General features: G+C 46.9%; 15 protein-coding genes and 1 pseudogene. 10 read left to right on the forward strand and 6 right to left on the reverse strand.

Going from position 1 to position 17545, the window contains the following annotated elements; all coding sequences use genetic code 11:
• Nucleotides 1-95: 95 nt before the first annotated feature.
• Entirely contained in the window at nucleotides 96-3638 is a 3543-nt protein-coding gene (locus E5S67_RS08380; RefSeq protein WP_216670287.1) for a VgrG-related protein, read from the forward strand.
• Between the two features lie 147 nt (nucleotides 3639-3785).
• Here the strand turns inward: E5S67_RS08380 and E5S67_RS08385 are convergent, their stop codons facing one another.
• Nucleotides 3786-4802: an adenosine kinase gene (locus tag E5S67_RS08385; RefSeq protein ID WP_172186603.1), complete on the reverse strand. Its 1017-nt coding sequence runs from the start codon at nucleotides 4800-4802 to the stop codon at nucleotides 3786-3788.
• Between the two features lie 152 nt (nucleotides 4803-4954).
• Between E5S67_RS08385 and E5S67_RS08390 the strand changes: the two genes are divergently transcribed.
• From E5S67_RS08390 to E5S67_RS08405, 4 genes are all read left to right on the forward strand, one after another.
• The gene (locus tag E5S67_RS08390; protein ID WP_172186604.1) at nucleotides 4955-6520 is read left to right on the forward strand and encodes a bifunctional aminoglycoside phosphotransferase/ATP-binding protein; all 1566 of its coding nucleotides are present in this window, start codon (nucleotides 4955-4957) and stop codon (nucleotides 6518-6520) included.
• Between the two features lie 86 nt (nucleotides 6521-6606).
• Nucleotides 6607-6933, forward strand: a complete 327-nt coding sequence (locus E5S67_RS08395; RefSeq protein ID WP_172186605.1) for a hypothetical protein — start codon at nucleotides 6607-6609, stop codon at nucleotides 6931-6933.
• A 192-nt stretch (nucleotides 6934-7125) separates the two neighbouring features.
• Complete coding sequence (locus tag E5S67_RS08400) at nucleotides 7126-7920, forward strand: YdcF family protein (RefSeq protein WP_172186606.1); 795 nt, start codon at nucleotides 7126-7128, stop codon at nucleotides 7918-7920.
• A 287-nt stretch (nucleotides 7921-8207) separates the two neighbouring features.
• Entirely contained in the window at nucleotides 8208-8441 is a 234-nt protein-coding gene (locus E5S67_RS08405; RefSeq protein WP_172186607.1) for a hypothetical protein, read from the forward strand.
• A gap of 302 nt (nucleotides 8442-8743) precedes the next feature.
• Here the strand turns inward: E5S67_RS08405 and E5S67_RS08410 are convergent, their stop codons facing one another.
• From E5S67_RS08410 to E5S67_RS08420, 3 genes are all read right to left on the reverse strand, one after another.
• Nucleotides 8744-8968, reverse strand: a complete 225-nt coding sequence (locus tag E5S67_RS08410; protein ID WP_172186608.1) for a ferredoxin-thioredoxin reductase variable chain — start codon at nucleotides 8966-8968, stop codon at nucleotides 8744-8746.
• 279 nt (nucleotides 8969-9247) lie between these two features.
• On the reverse strand, nucleotides 9248-12016 hold the full coding sequence (locus tag E5S67_RS08415) for a DUF3536 domain-containing protein (RefSeq protein ID WP_172186609.1): 2769 nt from the start codon (nucleotides 12014-12016) through the stop codon (nucleotides 9248-9250).
• 90 nt (nucleotides 12017-12106) lie between these two features.
• Nucleotides 12107-12343 carry a hypothetical protein gene (locus E5S67_RS08420; protein ID WP_172186610.1) on the reverse strand — a complete coding sequence of 79 codons (237 nt, stop codon included), beginning with the start codon at nucleotides 12341-12343 and terminating at the stop codon, nucleotides 12107-12109.
• Nucleotides 12344-12566: 223 nt separating this feature from the next.
• Between E5S67_RS08420 and E5S67_RS08425 the strand changes: the two genes are divergently transcribed.
• From E5S67_RS08425 to E5S67_RS08440, 4 genes and pseudogenes are all read left to right on the forward strand, one after another.
• Nucleotides 12567-12785 carry a hypothetical protein gene (locus E5S67_RS08425; RefSeq protein WP_172186611.1) on the forward strand — a complete coding sequence of 73 codons (219 nt, stop codon included), beginning with the start codon at nucleotides 12567-12569 and terminating at the stop codon, nucleotides 12783-12785.
• A gap of 213 nt (nucleotides 12786-12998) precedes the next feature.
• Nucleotides 12999-13904 carry a PD-(D/E)XK nuclease domain-containing protein gene (locus tag E5S67_RS08430; RefSeq protein ID WP_172186612.1) on the forward strand — a complete coding sequence of 302 codons (906 nt, stop codon included), beginning with the start codon at nucleotides 12999-13001 and terminating at the stop codon, nucleotides 13902-13904.
• A gap of 49 nt (nucleotides 13905-13953) precedes the next feature.
• Nucleotides 13954-14457 (forward strand): annotated as a pseudogene (locus tag E5S67_RS08435) (DUF4365 domain-containing protein).
• Nucleotides 14454-14996, forward strand: coding sequence for a hypothetical protein (locus E5S67_RS08440; RefSeq protein ID WP_172186613.1), 543 nt, complete (start codon nucleotides 14454-14456; stop codon nucleotides 14994-14996). The pseudogene E5S67_RS08435 and the gene E5S67_RS08440 overlap by 4 nt, the downstream one beginning before the upstream one ends.
• Nucleotides 14997-15023: 27 nt before the next feature.
• On the opposite strand, the gene E5S67_RS08445 is transcribed toward E5S67_RS08440, so the two are convergent.
• Together E5S67_RS08445 and E5S67_RS08450 are read right to left on the reverse strand one after the other, a co-directional pair.
• Nucleotides 15024-15839 carry an alpha/beta fold hydrolase gene (locus tag E5S67_RS08445; protein WP_172186614.1) on the reverse strand — a complete coding sequence of 272 codons (816 nt, stop codon included), beginning with the start codon at nucleotides 15837-15839 and terminating at the stop codon, nucleotides 15024-15026.
• A 32-nt stretch (nucleotides 15840-15871) separates the two neighbouring features.
• Complete coding sequence (locus E5S67_RS08450) at nucleotides 15872-17071, reverse strand: FAD-dependent monooxygenase (RefSeq protein WP_172186615.1); 1200 nt, start codon at nucleotides 17069-17071, stop codon at nucleotides 15872-15874.
• A 140-nt stretch (nucleotides 17072-17211) separates the two neighbouring features.
• Here E5S67_RS08450 and E5S67_RS08455 point away from each other — a divergent pair.
• A partial coding sequence (locus E5S67_RS08455; protein WP_172186616.1) for a helix-turn-helix domain-containing protein occupies nucleotides 17212-17545 on the forward strand: 334 nt, incomplete at its 3' end.

The raw sequence follows: 17545 nt of genomic DNA on the forward strand, positions 1-17545 counted from the left end.
CCCCCGCTCCTCCACCTCTACCTGCTCCTCCAGCTCCACCAGCGGCTCCACCTCCACCTGCGCATCCACCTCCACCTGCGCCTGCACCAACACCTGTGTTTGTACCAACACCTGTACCTGCACCAACCCCTGCACCTGCACCGCCGTCGATCGATGATACCCAGTTACCGGCTGAAACTCAACCGCCTGCTGAGCCGGAACCGCCTGCGCAACCAAAGAAGCCCAGCCTGCCAACAATCGGGATTATCGATACTGGGTTTGCTGCCAACAATCCCGATCTTGATTATTCTAAGGTGACACTGGGGCGCGATCGCATTGACGGTGACAACAACCCTTTAGTGTCGTCTGATGCAGACAACGAACACGGCACGGCTATTTGGAGTTTGATTGGCGCTCGCGCAGGTAATAATATTGGCATTGACGGTATTAACGATCGCGCTCCTGTTTGGCTGGGACGCGCCAGCGGTTCCGGGCAGTGGGACTTGTCGCTCACAGATTTTGTGCATGAAGTCAAGGCACAGGGGAAGCAGAATGCTATTGTCAATCTCAGCCTAGATTTAACTCAAGTCAACGGCGACGGCAGCGTGACGACGCGCTACGAGTTAACACCCAGAGAGCGGGCTGCTTTAGAATATGCCCGTCAGAATAAAGTGCTGCTGGTGGTTGCTGCAGGCAACGACGGCGGTGTGATGTCGGTTTTGGGTCAAGCTTCTCAGGAGTTTGACAATATTATGACAGTTGGGGCGTTTGACGGAGTGCGCCGATCGTCCTTTTCCAGTTACGGTTATGGTTTGGATGCTGTAGTTGCCGAGGGGGAGAACGATCTAGATGCGCTTACGGGAACTTCTTTTGCAGCAGCGAAAGCGACTGGGATGGCGTCTGTGGTGTGGGAAAGCAATCCAGAGTTGAGCGATCGCCAAGTCATAGATATTCTCAGGCAAAGTGCGATCGATGTAAATTTACCCGGCTGGGATCGGAAAACAGGTTTTGGATTGTTGGATTTAGATAAAGCCGTGCAGTTAGCGAAGGAAACAGCACCGCAAGAAAGCACTCGCGCAGAATTCGCCACACCTGAAACTTGGGGTTACGAAGGGCTCGTCAAACCAATGGAACGAGCTACTGCACAACAATTTAACGGCAAATCTTACGACTGGCAATCTTACACGATTAAAGCCGGGGATACTCTCAGCGAAATTGCCAAAGAAACAATGGGCAGCGCTGCTCCCGATTACTACAAATTCATTGCCAAACACAACAACATTTCCAATCCCGACGTAATTTACGAAGGACAAAAAATAGAGGTTGCCGTAGAAGTATCAGCATCTGATGACGCTGCAAATTCGATCGAAAAGCCAGAGCAGCAGTCACCTAATTCAACCTCTATCAACGGTCACAATATTGCTGGCAAATTCTATCCGGTTTACGACAAATATCAAAATACTATCGGCAAACCTATTTCAGATGTTACCAACTATTCAGGTAATGTCAGGTATCAACAATTTGAGCGCGGCTCGATTGTCAGCAGTCCAAAAGGAACCTTTGCGCTTTACGGCAGTATCCGCCAAGAATACTTGAAAACAGGCGGATTGGATGGTAGGTTAGGAGTTCCCAATAGTGGGGAGATCGATCGGGGCAACGGTAACAAGATTCAATACTTTGAAGGCGGTCACATCTATTGGAATGGCAACAAGGCGACGGCTTACCAAGAGCCTGGTAAACCATCCAATCCCGGCAACAGCAACTCCGGAGGAAATAGCAAGGGCGGCAATACGTCTGACTGTTATGAATTGGGTTCTCTTTCTGAGAAGTATGAAACAGGAGGCAGAGGCCCTGGTACCATTGGCGACGATCCGACAGGCGGTCTGTCTTATGGAACTTATCAGCTAGCAACTAAACCCGGCTCGTTAGCTGGTTTTCTCAAATCAGAAATAGCTAGCAAATGGAGTTCTGAACTTCAGCCGCTAACTCCCGGTACTAAAGCCTTTAATAATAAATGGAAGGAAATAGCCTCTAGAGATGCTGAAGAGTTTAGTGCAGCTCAACATGAGTATATCAAAATCACTCATTACGATCCTCTAGCAAATAAGCTAAGGAAGACTCTCGACTTAGATGTTAATAAACACTCTCAGGCACTGCAAAATGTTATTTGGTCTACTGCTGTCCAGCATGGAGCAAATACCAAACTCGTGAATAATGCCTTGAAAGGCAAAAATATTTCACAACTGTCTGAAAGTGAACTAATCAACGCTATCTATGCGGAGCGAGGCAAGAAAGATAGTGCGGGAAATTTAGTGTACTTTTCCAGCAGTCCTCGGAACATTCAAAATAGTGTAGCTAACAGGTTCGTTGACGAGCAAGCGGATGCTTTAGCTATGTTACAAAACCCGTGCTCTGGCGACACTAACCCCGGAGAAAGTAGTAACGGCGGTACCAAACCCGCGCAGCCGGGAAATAGTGACGACAACTCAGATAAAGACAAGCCCGATCGACCCAGGGATTCTCAACAACCCGATCGAGATAACAAACCAGTCCCCACTAAAACGCTCTCAAAAGAAATCAATTTTGCTTTAACCGACCAAAGTTTGTGGGGCGGAGGGGAAGTATTTAACCCGAGCCTCAATGTATCTGGGGGCCCCAATTTTGACACAGAAGTCAGTCTAGGATTTTTGGGGAAACCCTTCGCTAAAGGTGGGCTTGAATACAAATTTCAAGCATTTTTGAGTCCGGGTACATTTGATGTTGACTTCCCTGGTTTATTCGATATTAGCTATCCGGGAGAAGCTAAAGCAGGTAGCTCAGTTGCTGTTAGCTTTAAGTCTAATTTAGGTTCGGAAGGCAGTTTAAAGACAGAACTGGGAGCCTCGTTTCTAGGCGAATATAAGCTTGGACTAGAAGCCGGGATTAAAGACATTCCTTTTTTAGGTTCTCGATCGACCAAGTTCGAGTCTGGTGCCAAGTTCGATCTCAATGAGTTTCTGTTGAAAGAAGTGCTTGAGTCGCCGATCGTCCTAGATCTCGGTTTGGCGGCAACCACTGACCAGATCAAAGACAACAAGCTTGAAGCTGATGACAATGCCTTTCAGTATGTTGATGTTGTCCCCGTTCTTAAGTTGATTCCTTACACAAGACCTGTAGGTGTAGCTCTAGAAGAATTTGGCGGACTAGAAATCAAAGCAGGAGGTAATCTCAAACAAAAGTCAATCTTGGATATTAAGGGTTTTGAAATTGACTTTGATGGCAAGCAAAATGGCAATGAACTGAAACTTGGTGCCAAGGATTCTGGAGTCTTAAAAATTGACATTCCTCAGAGTTATAGCTTGGGAGAGGTCTATAAATTTACTCCAACTGTCAAGCCGATCGTAGACTTTTCAACTAACTTGGGTTTGACGGGTAAAGTTGAAGCAGTCTTCGATCTCAAAGAGGTGCTACTAGAGAAAATCGGCGACAAATTACCAGAAAGTGTGAAGAAAAAGCTGGAGGATTTTGTGAACAACCAGGCGGCAAATAGTCTAATTCCGTTAGAAGTGAGTGGCTCAGCAGAAACACCAGAGTGGACTTTTCTATCTAAAAAATTCGATCCTTTCCGTGTGGATAAGTTTGAAGCGAAGCTACCCGAGTTGAGCGTGAACGTGGTGTAAAGGCATTATCGGAGGGATTGACGTGCATTGCACCGATCGCGATCGCCCTTGCTCCATCTGCGTTCATCCCCGTTCATCTGCCTTCATCTGCGGTTCAAAAAAGAGCGATCGCCCTTAATCCAAAAAGTGCGATCGCCCTTTCAATTCCTAACCAGAAATCACCTCACTCAAAAGATGAGCCTGAGAACCCTCAAGCCGAGGCCCATGAATCTGCACCACGCTAGAAGCCAAGAAATTGCCCCAGCGAGCCGCTTGTGCAGAACTCAAACCGTTAGTAATTCCAAACAAAACACCCCCCGCAAAAGCATCTCCAGCACCCACAGTATCGATCGCCTTTACCGGAAATCCCGCCACATCAACAATCTGTTTGTTCTCCACCACCATGCAGCCTTTTTCCCCATTAGTGATAAAAGCCAAATCCGAAATCTCGCTCATTTTCCGAGCGCACTCTTCCAAAGATTCCTCCTTAAAAAAGCTCCGAACTTCATCAGCATTGCAAAAAATTACATCGCAATATTCCGAAACCACCTTGTGAAAATCATCAGCAAATCGATCGACTAAAAAGCCATCCGAAAAAGTAAAAGCCACCTTTACACCAAGACGCTTAGACTGTTCCATCGTCTCAATGCTAGCCTTTCTCGGATCGGGAGCATCCCAAAGATAGCCCTCAACATAACTGTACTTGCAGTGAGCCAGGCGATCGACATCAATATCACTCGCCGCCAGAGTAGTAGAAACACCCAAATTAGTACACATCGTGCGTTCTGCATCCGGCGTAGTCAGCACTACACAAGTACCCGTAGGCTCGTTCGACTCAGCAGCAGGATGCACGTTAAAATCAATCCCCGCCGCCAGCAAATCTTGCCGGTAAAATTCCCCGTTAGTATCCTTAGCAACCTTCCCCGAATAATACGCTTTACCGCCGCTCTGAGCCAAACCAATCATTGTATTTGCTGCCGAACCTCCCGATCGCATTTGCAGCGAATTGTGCTCTAAATCGTGCAAAATCCCCCCCTGCGTTTCCGAATTCATCAGCGTCATCCCGCCGCGATTCAGCCCGTGGTCGAGTACAAATTCATCTTGCACCAATGCTAGGATGTCTACAAGGGCATTGCCTACGCCAAACACATCCACGGAACGGGAATCTTGATTGTTTTCTGTCATCAGTAATTTTTGGTTTACACTAATTATCAACTTTATAATAAATCGACTTCAACTCAACATCTATTTTCTTTAAGTTATCTTTATCTAAATCCCCAACCCCAAATCGATCTAATCCAAAATCCAAAATCTAAAATCCAAAATCTAAAATCGATATGACTGATACTTGTCTCCCACCTCTGATTCAGCAAATGTTGCAGCCCGGCTTTTACCCGCACGGGGTGACAGAACCAGTGCAGCTAATTCAGACTCACGCTTCCTTTGTCCTGCTGACAGGAGATTATACTTACAAAATCAAGAAACCAGTCAATTTTGGCTTTTTCGACTATTCAACCTTGGAGAAAAGGCAGCATTTCTGCACCCAAGAATTGCTGATGAACCGACGCACTGCACCGGAAATTTATTTAGAAGTTCTGCCCATCATTAAAATTGGGAATTTCTTTCAATTAGGCAGCAACTTACCTGCTATAACTCCGGCTGAAGTTGTTGTAGAATACGCACTGAAAATGCGGGAGTTTCCTCAAGATTCGCTGTTGCTTAGTTTGTTGGAACACGGACTGTTGACCGAGCAACTTATGGCAGACTTAGGGCGGGAAGTTGCCAAGTTTCACAGCATGACAATTAGTAATAGCTACATTCGCACATTTGGCGAAGTCAGTCAGATTCGCAAAGCCATAGACAACAATTACCTGATATCGCAAAAATATATCGGCGGGCCGCAGACTCAGGTACAATTTCAGGAAACTAAAGATTATACAGATGAGTTTTTTGAAAAAAATCAAGAATTATTTAACCGGCGGATTGCCAATAATAAAATTCGCGAGTGTCACGGAGATTTGCACTTGCGGAATATAGCATTGTGGCAAGATAAAATATTGCTGTTCGACTGCATTGAATTTAACGAGGATTTTCGCTTTGTTGATGTCATGTACGATGTCGCTTTTACAGTAATGGATTTGGAATCCCGGGGGCGCAGAGACTTTGGCAATGCTTTTCTCAATACTTACATCGAACAAACAGGGGATTGGGAAGGACTGCAACTGTTGCCTCTGTATTTGAGCCGTCAAGCTTATGTTAGAGCGAAAGTAACTTCGTTAATGTTGGACGATGCCGCTATTTCAACAGCCCAAAAAGCAGAGATTTCACAGACTGCCGCTCATTACTATAAACTGGCTTGGCAATACACACAACCGCGCCGGGGAAAGTTAACTTTGATGTCCGGTTTGTCTGGTTCTGGAAAGAGTACAGCAGCTCGATATTTGGCTCGCCGCACTGGGGCAATTCACATTCGATCCGATGCTGTTCGCAAACATTTAGGCGGGATTTCTTTAAATGAACGCGGCGGACAAGATTTGTACTCGGATGAAATGACCGCGCAGACTTATGGTAGATTGTTAGAGTTGGGGATAATTCTGGCTGACCGAGGTTGGGATGTGATTTTAGATGCAAAGTTCGATCGCCAAAACTTGAGAACGTATGCAATTAATCAGGCTCAATCCCGCGGCTTGCCCCTGCAAATTATTTACTGCACCGCACCAATTGAAGTATTGCGAGAACGGCTGCAACAGCGCCGGGGCGATATTGCCGACGCGACAGCAGAACTATTGACTTCGCAGCAAGCAGCTTTTGAACCTTTTACAGAATTAGAACAACTTTCTGTAAACATTGTAGATACCGGGCAAGACTTAGAGGTACAATTAAACTTGATTTGTAGGGAGTAGTTGTAGATCGATCGCCCTTCCCAATTTGATTGTCTGCTAATATTGTAAATATCTTTCTGTGTGATTACAAACAAAACTTGCAGCTCATGCCAAAATTTACCGGAGACTCCAAGGGGTTTAGCCCCGCGCTGATATGGTTTGTGTTGTTTACCGTTGGGTTTCGCTTAGTAGGATGTACGCTGCCCCTGAGTCTGGGCTTTGGTGTCATCGGCGGCGTGGCAGCAGGTTTAGTTGTCGCTTGGTGGCACAACGAATTAATACTCAACCCGAATTTAAATTCCAAGGATAAAACCTCGGATGCTATCCTCAATAAAGACGTAGTGCAAACGGACGGCCATAAATATAGCAAAACCTCTAGGAGTGATGCTGCTACATTGTTTGGCTGGTTGTCAGGGCCAGAGGATCGCCGCTAGCACCGAAAAGAGTTTTGAGTATTGAGATTGCTTCTTTCCTCGCAACGCTGCGCGGTTTTAAGTTAAAGAGTTCAGAATTCAAAACTCAATACTAAAAATTAACAACTCCCGCCACCTAAATTACTAATTACTGATTAGCGATTACCGCCCATTACCCCTTCCCGCTAACGAGCAATTTGAATTACTTGCTTAATGTTTGTATTTCTATCGAAACTCCTGCCGCTGTTTATTTATCCTTTGGGGTTGAGTTGCCTGTTAATGATGGCGGCTTTAATCACACTTTGGAAGCGTCCCAAATGGGCGGCGGCCCCAATAGCTGCGACTCTAATTATTTTACTGCTTGGCAGTAGCGGTTGGGTTTCAAAATCCTTAGTTCGATCGCTCGAATGGCAAAACTTGCCAACCGCCGAACTCCCCCAAGCTGAAGCGATAATCGTCTTGGGCGGCGGTGTCAAAGCAGCTTTACCTCCCCGTCCTTGGGTAGAATTAGCGGAAGCGGGCGATCGAATAATCTACGGTTCCCGACTTTACAAGCAAGGTAAAGCTTCCCTGTTAATTCTCAGCGGCGGTAGAGTAGATTGGAAAGGTGGGGGGTCTCCCGAATCGGCAGACATGGCAGAAATTGCCCAAACAATGGGCGTACCGGCATCAGCAATTCTGCAAGACCCCAATTCAAACAACACTTATCAAAATGCCGTCAACGTGCGGAAAATTTTAGATGCTAAAGCTATAAAAGGGCCGGTTTTGCTAGTGACATCGGCGATGCACATGACTCGATCACTCTTAATTTTCCAGCGTCAGGGAATAAAAGCAATTGCCGCACCAACAGACTTCCAGATAACGCAGCAGGATATCGCAGCATCCCAAAGCAATTGGCAAGCGGTCGCACTGGATTTATTGCCGGATACTTATCAGTTACACCAGTCAACTAAAGCTTTGAAAGAATACCTCGGCTTAATCGTTTATCGTCTGCGGGGATGGCTTTAACATAATTTTAGATTTTAAATTTTGGATTTTAGATTGAAGAATTTAAACTAATATCAAATCCGGTTGCATCCCAATTATAGGGGCGGGGCGGGTTTATATAATTTGTCTATACTTGTCAAATATCTGGGCGAACCCGCCCATACAAAACTTCATCAGATAAAATTCCGAATCAAACTGATACGATCTACAATCTAAAATCTAAAATCTAAAATCTAAAATCCTATGATTTATTGTGCTAGCTTAAAGTCATTACAGCAAATATTAGCCACAGTCGCCCCCAAACAATCATGCTGCCCCACGAGTTGCAAAACATTGCCCCAGAACCGACTCCCGCGGCCGAAATTTTTCAGAGACACCAAATTGTCCGGGAGTTTTACGATGAAATTAAGTACCGTCAAGAACTAGAACTTCACTGCCAGTGGTATTACGCTACAGCCAAGCAGCATCAGCAGGAATTGCAGAAAATGCAGGGAGATTTGAATATCTTCGGTTGGTTCAGCCGCGGACGGTCGAAAAATTAATGATTAAATAAAAAAGATGGTTGGTAGTAAGGACTTTAGTCCAGCCGATCAACTAAAAGCTATAGAAAAAACTGAAGTCCTCACTACAAACTGTACAACAGCTATATGACTCCCGCCCAAAAACGGATAGTTGCGAACGACAGGAGTCGCGGCGCAAAATTTTAGACCCTAGTTCAAGCTTCCAGATTCATCTGTAGAGTAAATCTAAAATCTAAAATCTAAAATCTAAAATCTAAAATCGACAGACCGGATTGGATATTGTCTTTTGCCTCCGGCTTCAACTTTTGAGACAGCTAGACTTCCTAAGATATCACTTCGACCTCATCCTCTTTCAGGTGAGCTCGAAATTTTTTGTCAAACTGAACTAGAACCGGCCAATTGGCACTGACAGGTCGGCCGTGCCATTCGTGAACGATCGCCACGATTTCTCCTTCCATACCCTTAATATCAAATGGTTGACTGCGATTTTGAGGGTGGTGGTAGACAACAACAGAGTTTTTAATGCAAACGCGATCGCCAACTTTCATAGACTTATATTTAGTGTTCTCTCTTCAAAACTCTGCAAAGCCTACGGGTGCTTAACACTTGTAGGCTTTGCCGACAGTCTTCTTATCTTCCCACAAGTAGAGCGAAAACTTAAACAAAGTTGGCGGTTCCCTGTCGCTGATTTGATCCCCAGCCCCGATCCACGCAAGCCGAAATGTTGATGATTCTGGGTTGATCCCGCAAGCCCGATCGGCCTTTCAAGCTCGATCGGGCGGATTCTCAAGCGCGGGAATTGATTTCCTTGGCTAATCGAGAAACGATCAACTTAACTGATTTAACCAACACTCAACATCAACGGCCAAGGTTCGGCCCAACTCCAGCAACTGCCGGATCGAAGGCAAATCCCAGCCGACGCCGGAACCTGCAATCCCCAAAGCAACGGCAGCGACCACACTGTCGCCCGCCGAGGCATCTTGCAGTTGCAGCCAGCCCAAACACAGAGGCACAATTTGACTGTACAGAGAATTGAAATACAGTTCCTGCGATCGATCCAGACACAAACCCAGACTCAGCCGATCGCCCACAGCAATCAAACGCTCGATCGTGCGGATATCAGCTTCTAACTTGACAGGGGAGCGATCCTCCATGCCCGATCCTGCTTGCAGCAGCGCGTCTAGCGATCGCCAAACCAGCTTTTCCAAAATTTGCTTGACTTCGGGAACGTTCAACCGACAGCGGAGATGGCCGCTTTCAGTGGCGATCGCCTCTATTTCTGCCAGCAGCGGTTCCACATCCTCCGTTTCCACTTCCAGGGCCTTGGCCGCCGTCAAACAGCGGTGTCCCAAAGCCACCTCAGCAGCCACCTGCAACTCTACCGGCACCGGGAGCTCGTCGCGGTGGAACGCCATCATCACCCCGTAATTTTCGCGGTAAACCTGGGTGTAAAGCTGATCCAACCGAGTCAAATTTTCCTGACTCAGCAACTGCACGATCCGGTGGCGTTCCTCAGCAAATAAATCCCGCAAGCTAAAGGACTGATCCCCAAACAGCCGCACCATTTCCAGAATCGCGTGGGCCGCCGATGCTTCTTGCAGAACTCCAAACAACCGCTCCTTGAGCATAGTGTAAGACCGGCGGCTGCCAAAAGGCTGAATGCAGCAGTGGAAGTCCCAGCCGCCGAGGTGCAACGCAGCAAACACATAAACCTCTGTTTCCCGGGTAATTTCCGAGGTTAACTGCAATTGACCCACAGCCAGAGTCATCGAGCCCATGCGCTGAATTTGGAAATCTTCCTGCAGGGCCTGATAGCAGTAAACTCGCTGTTCGCGGGGATATTTGGCAAACAGAGAACTGATCGCGTAGTGGGCGGCCACCTGTCTGAGACTAATTTGGGCTGTCACCACGAGTTTGCGGTAAACTTCGGCCCCTGTTTTGAAATAGTCAACGTTGCTGGGTACGAGGGCTAGTTGAGCGACAAAATCCTTTTCTAGCTGCACGCCGGTAACTTCCCCCGCCAATTCCAGCGCCCGGGCCGCGTAGCGCAGAATTTGCACGCCTTCTGGGCGCGAGATTTCTTCAAAAAACCAGCCGCAGCTAGTGAACATGAACAGGGCGTGGCGCTGCATTTCCAGCAGCCGCAGGGCGTCTACCTGTTCTCCGGCATCGAGGGGGCGCACTTGATGGCGTTCGAGGAAACTGTCAACGTTACTGGGCGATCGATCCCGGATGACATAAATATATTCATCTCTGGCTTTCCAGGGATCGCACAACAGCTTGCGCCCCGCTTCTTCGTAAATCGGAATCAGCCGATCGCGCAGCCAATTCAGAGTATCCCGCAGAGGGCGGCGCCATTTTTGGTTCCACTCGCCGCCGCCGCCGCAGCCGCAATCATCTTGCCAGCGATCGACCCCGTGAGAGCAACTCCAGGCCGTCACGGGTTTGAGTTCAACTTCCCAAGCGCTCGGATTTTGACTTAAATAATGAGCAAAATTCGTCACCGTCCAGTTTCGACGGGGAAACTCTTCTGTGAAGGCGTAAGCGAGACATTTTTCGGTACCGTTTTTGTGGTGACCGAAAGTTTCGCCGTCCGTCGCCACGCAGATTAATTGAGCCGGTCGGTGGTCTCCCCGTACTGCTTGACCCAAGCGGCCGACCAAGTGGTGGCTGCTGCTGAGAACGTCATTGAAGCCCATATCCCGCGAGATCGGGCCGTCGTAGAAAAAGATATCGATGTAGGGAGTGTTGGCAGTTGGGGCTGGAGAATTTTGGGAGTGCTGGCGGCCAAAATAGTGAGTGCTCAGCGGCGAGAGTTGATGGTCAGCCATCAATCGCATTTCTGGTTTCAAATAGCAGCGGTACGGGCGAGTCGGATCGATTTGACCCCCGCCGACTTCGTGCCATTCGGAATTATGCCCTGGTTCCCCTTCGTGGTTTTGCCCGATTAGCGGGCGGCAGCGTTCGGCTTGGGAGGGGGCTAAGACAATGAAGCGGATGCCTTCAGCGACTAAAACTTCGAGGGTGGCGTAGTCTACGGCAGTTTCGGCGAGCCACATTCCTTCGGGATCGCGATCGAACCGGGAGCGAAAATCTGCGATCCCCCAGCGAATTTGGGTGTATTTGTCTCGCTCGTTAGCCAGCGGCATGATGATGTGATTGTATACTTGGGCGATCGCGTTGCCGTGACCGTTGAGACGCTGACAGCTTTTGCGATCTGCCTCCAGAATCCGCTGGTAGACTTCCGTGTCGTAGCGTTCGAGCCAGCTCATCAGGGTCGGCCCGATGTTGAAGCTCATATACTCGTAGTTGTTGACGATCCCCGTGACTTCGCCGCGATCGTTGATTATGCGGGCAAAGGCGTTCGGGCGGTAGCACTCGTTGTCAATGCGTTCGTTCCAGTCGTGGGCGGGAGAGGCGCTGGCTTGGCGTTCGATCGCGTCCAGATAAGGGTTTTCCCGGGGCGGCTGGTAAAAGTGACCGTGAACCGTCACGCAGACCCCAGTTGCAGCAGCCACACTGCTTTGGGTTGCAGGAGTTACGGTTGGCGCAGACAAAGGTAGCACATCGGATTGAGTTGTAGAAATCGAAACCATGCGATCGAATCCTCAAGTAGTTAAAGACAATAAAACCAGCCTAATTAGAAACTGAAACCTTACGCAGCAAGAGTTGTAGCGAGGCATCTGTTAGGGGTAAATTTTGGCAGATAAGTTTTGATACATTTGTAGTATTGCTAGCAAAGCATTCGTTCCAAGATGCCAACCGTCGATCCCTGGTGTTTTTGCCAATGCTTTGCTGTTGAAAGACTTAAAAAAGGTAGCTTTTGCTGCTTTTTGGCACTTGCGACCCATTTCGGGTTCGTGCTTGCAGGGCTGCTCGTTGAGAGTTTCATTTACCTTGCTGGATTGTAAAGTCTTATTCATTAAATAGCAACTTTTCGCCGGAAAGATTTAATTTTTGGCAAGAAATCTTGGCGGTTGTGGATAATCGGTTTAATGCCCGATCGATTTATAGAATAAGAGTTTTGCCCGAGTTTCGCATCATACTTTAGGTGCTTTTTACCTAAGTCCTGGAGAAGTTAGGCCAGTTGGGTTCGGGCGGGGTTGATTTGCTGCAAATGTACTTTCCAGAAGAGATATAACACTGGTGCGGAGTCAAAACGCAACAAAAAAGAAAAACGGTAAGTGTGATATTTTAACTCCTGAGAGGTATGTGGGGGCGGAGGCGGAGGCATTGGAGGAGGAGGAGGGTTTGGACGAGAAGAGGCTGCATTTGACGGCGAAGTGGGAGAGGCAATTTGCCGAGAGTGCCAAGTTAGAGGCGATGATTCGGGAAAATCTGCCGAGGGTGGGTTATGGCCGATAGTTCGTCAATTGCTGAAGATTATCATGATTTTTTGCAAGAACTTAAGGAACGTATTGTGCAATATCAAGTGCGGGCCGTACTTTTTAGGCAAAGAAGCGCAATAGCGAGAATTAGAGAAAGCTTTAATCGATCGCATCCGCGATTTTTTGCTAGAGTTGAGTGTGGGATTTGCCTTAAATCAATAAATTAATTAATGGAAGCAGAAACCTAATTATGTTAACTTCAAACAATTTTAAGAGATACCTTGCTCAGTTTAATGAACTTATAGCTGAGGGAGAGGCCATGTACAAAGCAATAAAAGTCACACCCGGTGAATGGTATTCACCTGCTGGATATAGCATTTTCCGTGAACCACCTAGACAAGGGCCTGAAAGATATGTCTTGGAGGGAGATTATGATTGGCAAAAGTGGCAGACTAACTACAAGTTACTTCTCGATCAAGTTATCCCATTAACTAGCAGTCAGCGAACCTTAATTGAAGAATCCTCGGGCTGGGATCTTAAAACGAATTTAAAGGCTCATCTGTCAAACTTGAAGGCAGTCAAAGAAACTTACGAAAAACAGTTGTTCAGTTCTTCTCAATCTGCTTTAGGCTCCTTTAGCTTGGAAGATGTTAGCAAATTATTAAAACGAGTTCCAGCGGGACTTAAACGTTGGACATGGGAAGGAAAGTCACGCACACAGGGCGGTACACCTCGGCAATGGTACATAGAAAATGAATATCACGTGCAAAATTTGCTATATTTTTTATTAGCTGCGGTGTTCGTCGATATCATAGAAGAAGAATATAGTGGATCGGTAGGGCAGAAAAAACCAAGAGTAGACCTAGTAATTCCCTCACTTAAATTGGTTATTGAAATCAAGTTTTGGTATGGCAAAGACAAGCCCCAAAGAATTATTGAGGAAATTGCCGAAGATACGTCTTTATACCTAGCTCAAGGCTCCCCCCATGAACAAATGATTGCTTTTATCTGGGATGACTCTCGCAGGACAGAAGAACACGACTTATTAAAGAGTGGACTCAAAAATTTGAAGGGTATTTTTGACGTAGTTATAGTTTCTCGTCCAGGGCGTATGCCAGACAATACATCACTAATCAATGAACAAGATAATGAATGATTAGCTCTTTTGTAAAGACCTGTTTAAAATTATCGAGGTTAAAATAAGCGTGGTTCTGAACACCCAAAAAGAGGAATTTAGCTATGCTTATGTCTATGCGGTAACAGCCGCGGCAAGCTACTCATTCCAAATAGCCCCGCGTCCCTTAGATGCAGAAGGAGTTGACGTAATTCTTACAGGTTTGGGACCATCACAATCAACGCGCCGCCCTCGCCTAGATGTCCAAATAAAATGCACCTCCAGAAAATTACTGGATAATGAAATTATCCGATATCCCCTAGAAGTTAAAAACTATGAAGAATTAAGGCTAGAAAACCCTTTCGTCCCCCGCATTCTGATTATCGTTTTAGTACCCGACAGCCAATAGGATTGGTTGCGCCAATCTCAACAAGAACTCTCCCTGCGCTATTGTGGCTACTGGGCATCATTGCGCGGGCTACCGCCCACCCAAAATCAAAACACTGTCACTGTTCAAATACCCGTACAAAACATTTTCAACACAGACGCTTTAAAAACTCTCATGCAGCGCATTGAATCAGGAGAACTCCTATGATAGTAACAGTCCGCGACCCCGATATTCTCAAAACCTTAGAACCGCCTCAAGTGGCTGCTTATTTACAAAAACACGGATGGCACGAACAAAGCCGAGACGGTGACAATTCATCCATCTGGACTCGCAAGAATCAAGCAGGCGAAGACTACGAAATTTTGTTAGCTCTAAAACCAGAAATCAGCGGTTTTGCTCTGCGGATGTACGAAGTAATGGAAACCCTAGAAATTGTTGAAAATCGCTCTCAAATTGAAATATTAGCAGACTTGATAACCTCACTCCCTAATATGACCTTACAGGGAATTGTCATGCAAATTCACACCCCCAACACCGACAAATTAAGTGGCGAAATAACCTTAATAGGCGTCATTGCTGACAAATTGCGGAAAATTCAAACTTCACTGGCAGACAAAGATTATATCCTGGCGATTAAAGCTTATCAAGAACGCTTACCGATTCTCTGTACCGGTGACTTAATCAAAGACGACAACGCCTTCATCCTCAAAAAACCCCACAACTTAACCCTTGATGAATTGTGGTAAGACTAACAGATTTTGTCGAAACCTATATTAAACACCTTCCAAACAGATATCAAGTTCCCTAGCAAAGGCCTCTGGCGCATCCAGCATCAGCCAGTGTCCAGTATCGGCGATCGTAGTTGTCGTCAGTGTGGGGCGGAGGATGTGGAGGCTGAACGGAAAAGTGTTTGAGGGAGCAATAATTGCGTGGGCTCGTGTTCCAGGGGCTGCTAGGTAGCGATCGAGCGCATCAACAGCTTCAAAGGCAAACATCCCGCGAGACATTCCACACAGGCAATCCTGTGGAGTCGCCGCCAAGCAAGCGAGTATCCGATCGCGCGTATGGGCCCTGCTTCCTGTCAGCGTCTCATTGAAGCTGGTTTCTACAGCAGCCCGCCAATCCTCCGTATCCAGAGCCCTCTGGTAGGGGACGATCCGTTCCTCGTGCACCTCTGCAGGCACCTTGGTAAAGTCTCCAGGTGGGTCTGCCAGGATCAACTGCGCGATGCGGTGCGGTGCGGCGGCTGCTGTGGCGAGGGCAATACAAGCACCGAAACTGTGTCCGACGATCGCCACTCGATCGAGTCCCAGCCCATCTAGTACCGCCAAAACATCCGCTGCACAGGAGGCGGGCGCATAGTTGCCGTCCTCCGGCGGTGCAGAATCACCGTGTCCCCGCATATCAAGGGCGATCGCGCGTCGGGTACGGGCGACACGGGCAAGCTGGGCATCCCAGATGCTCGCGGAAACCGTCATACCGTGCACGAACACCACCGGCAGCAGTTCCGACTCCCCAGCGGTGACAGGGGGGCTGGCTTCGATGATGTGAATAGTGCCGATCGGTCCTTTGAGAGTTGTCGATCGCATAAAATCTTCTCCTAATTTTGAATTTCCTCTTTTCACACAACCAATTTTACCTGCGTTACTCCTTGGCGCAATTCATACTGTCCTTTTACCCAAAATTGTTTAATTTTTTTACCCAAAAACGGAGCAGTTTGCATCATCAATAAACGCAATAATCCATTTTTTCGCAGTTGTTCGCCTTTCCACGCTTCTTGTGCTTGAAGTTGTTGGGCGCGAATAATTTCGGGTTCGCGTTCTGCCTGAATCCGCGATAATGCTAAGTCAATATCCTCGGAATTAGCCCCTGCTTTCAATAAAGGTACAAGGTTATTGGCGGCAACAATTACATCGCGGAACGCCATGTTAATTCCTTGAGCGCGAACCGGAGACATGGGATGTGCAGCATCCCCCAAAAGTATGATTCCTGGTCGATGCCAGCGCGGACAGCGACCAACCACAACAGATAATCGCATCGGAGATTCGATCGTATCGGCACAGTTGCGGAAATGTTCTGCCATCCACGCAGGCGATCGCGATGCGAAAGTTTCTGCCCAGTCTGTGTGTTTCCGATCCGTTTTGTCATCTGCCGATAGCACCCAAGCCAGATGAATTTTTCCTGATTCTGCCCCATGAAAGACACTAAATCCGCTACCGCCATTCAGGATGGAATAAAATACATTATCCGCCACAAACCGAGGATGAGCGGCAAGTTTAAACCACAGAACATCTATACTCTTATGCTGTTTTACTAACTCTAATTCTGCACGTTGTCGTACAACCGAGTTTCTACCATCTGTACCAATCACAAGTGCAGCAGAAATCTCTCGCCCATCTCCTAGCTTTACACCCGCAATGCGATCGTTGCTGTACAGTAAATCTTTTACCGGAACACCTGAGATAAATTCAAACTCTGGATGCAACTGAGCTTCTGAAATTAGTGTTTCCAGCAAGGGCGGTTGCGATACCAGCGTACAAGGTCGATTTGACCCCATGGGCTCCTCAACTCGAAATAGTTGCCGATCGCCTACAATGAACTCCCAGGCATCAATTTGTCGGTGTGGAACACCTTCTAGGATTGTGGATAAGCCCATTTGGGCGATCGCATCCAATCCGCTAGGCATTAACGCTTCACCGCGAAACACTCGGTAGGAATCTTTTGCCGCCTCAACCAAGGTTACGGCAATACCTCGTTTTACCAGCAGTAAGGCAAGTGCCGCACCAGTTGGCCCCGCTCCCACAATTACAACTTGCGTCATTGCCCTTCCCCATTGCTTTTTAATGTATTTCCCAGCTTAATTTCCATCCTAATAGATAAAGCAGATTCCATGTATAGCAATCCTAAATCATTATCAAGACTATGATACAATTATATGCAATACTCGATCGTGAATAAAAAATGAATAACTTACAACTGCCACAAAAAGATAGAGAAAAAGAAATAGCCCAATTAGAATCTTTCATTAAAAGCGATATCGATGCCAGAGAACTAAAACGAGCAATAGCTGTAAGGATGGCGCTCTCAGGTAATATCTACAATGAAATCAGCAAAATTTTAGGTATAAGTAATTTTTTTATTGGTTATTGGAAAAAACAATTTAAAACCAAAGGCATCGCCGGAATCAAACTAGGACATAAAGGTTCAAAAGGGTATTTAACAGCTCGACAAAATACTGAAGTAATCGAGTGGTTAAAGAATAAAGAATATTGGAATTTAGATGAGTTGGTTACTT

Source organism: Microcoleus asticus IPMA8 (assembly GCF_013179805.1).
Classification (GTDB): domain Bacteria; phylum Cyanobacteriota; class Cyanobacteriia; order Cyanobacteriales; family Microcoleaceae; genus Microcoleus; species Microcoleus asticus.

What these genes read in the sequence shown, in the direction of transcription:
- E5S67_RS08385 (WP_172186603.1), bottom strand. Translation starts at nt 4,802, where the DNA reads ATGACAGAAAACAATCAAGATTCCCGTTCCGTGGATGTGTTTGGCGTA.
- E5S67_RS08390 (WP_172186604.1), top strand. Translation starts at nt 4,955, where the DNA reads ATGACTGATACTTGTCTCCCACCTCTGATTCAGCAAATGTTGCAGCCC.
- E5S67_RS08395 (WP_172186605.1), top strand. Translation starts at nt 6,607, where the DNA reads ATGCCAAAATTTACCGGAGACTCCAAGGGGTTTAGCCCCGCGCTGATA.
- E5S67_RS08400 (WP_172186606.1), top strand. Translation starts at nt 7,126, where the DNA reads ATGTTTGTATTTCTATCGAAACTCCTGCCGCTGTTTATTTATCCTTTG.
- E5S67_RS08405 (WP_172186607.1), top strand. Translation starts at nt 8,208, where the DNA reads ATGCTGCCCCACGAGTTGCAAAACATTGCCCCAGAACCGACTCCCGCG.
- E5S67_RS08410 (WP_172186608.1), bottom strand. Translation starts at nt 8,968, where the DNA reads ATGAAAGTTGGCGATCGCGTTTGCATTAAAAACTCTGTTGTTGTCTAC.
- E5S67_RS08415 (WP_172186609.1), bottom strand. Translation starts at nt 12,016, where the DNA reads ATGGTTTCGATTTCTACAACTCAATCCGATGTGCTACCTTTGTCTGCG.
- E5S67_RS08420 (WP_172186610.1), bottom strand. Translation starts at nt 12,343, where the DNA reads ATGAATAAGACTTTACAATCCAGCAAGGTAAATGAAACTCTCAACGAG.
- E5S67_RS08430 (WP_172186612.1), top strand. Translation starts at nt 12,999, where the DNA reads ATGTTAACTTCAAACAATTTTAAGAGATACCTTGCTCAGTTTAATGAA.
- E5S67_RS08440 (WP_172186613.1), top strand. Translation starts at nt 14,454, where the DNA reads ATGATAGTAACAGTCCGCGACCCCGATATTCTCAAAACCTTAGAACCG.
- E5S67_RS08445 (WP_172186614.1), bottom strand. Translation starts at nt 15,839, where the DNA reads ATGCGATCGACAACTCTCAAAGGACCGATCGGCACTATTCACATCATC.
- E5S67_RS08450 (WP_172186615.1), bottom strand. Translation starts at nt 17,071, where the DNA reads ATGACGCAAGTTGTAATTGTGGGAGCGGGGCCAACTGGTGCGGCACTT.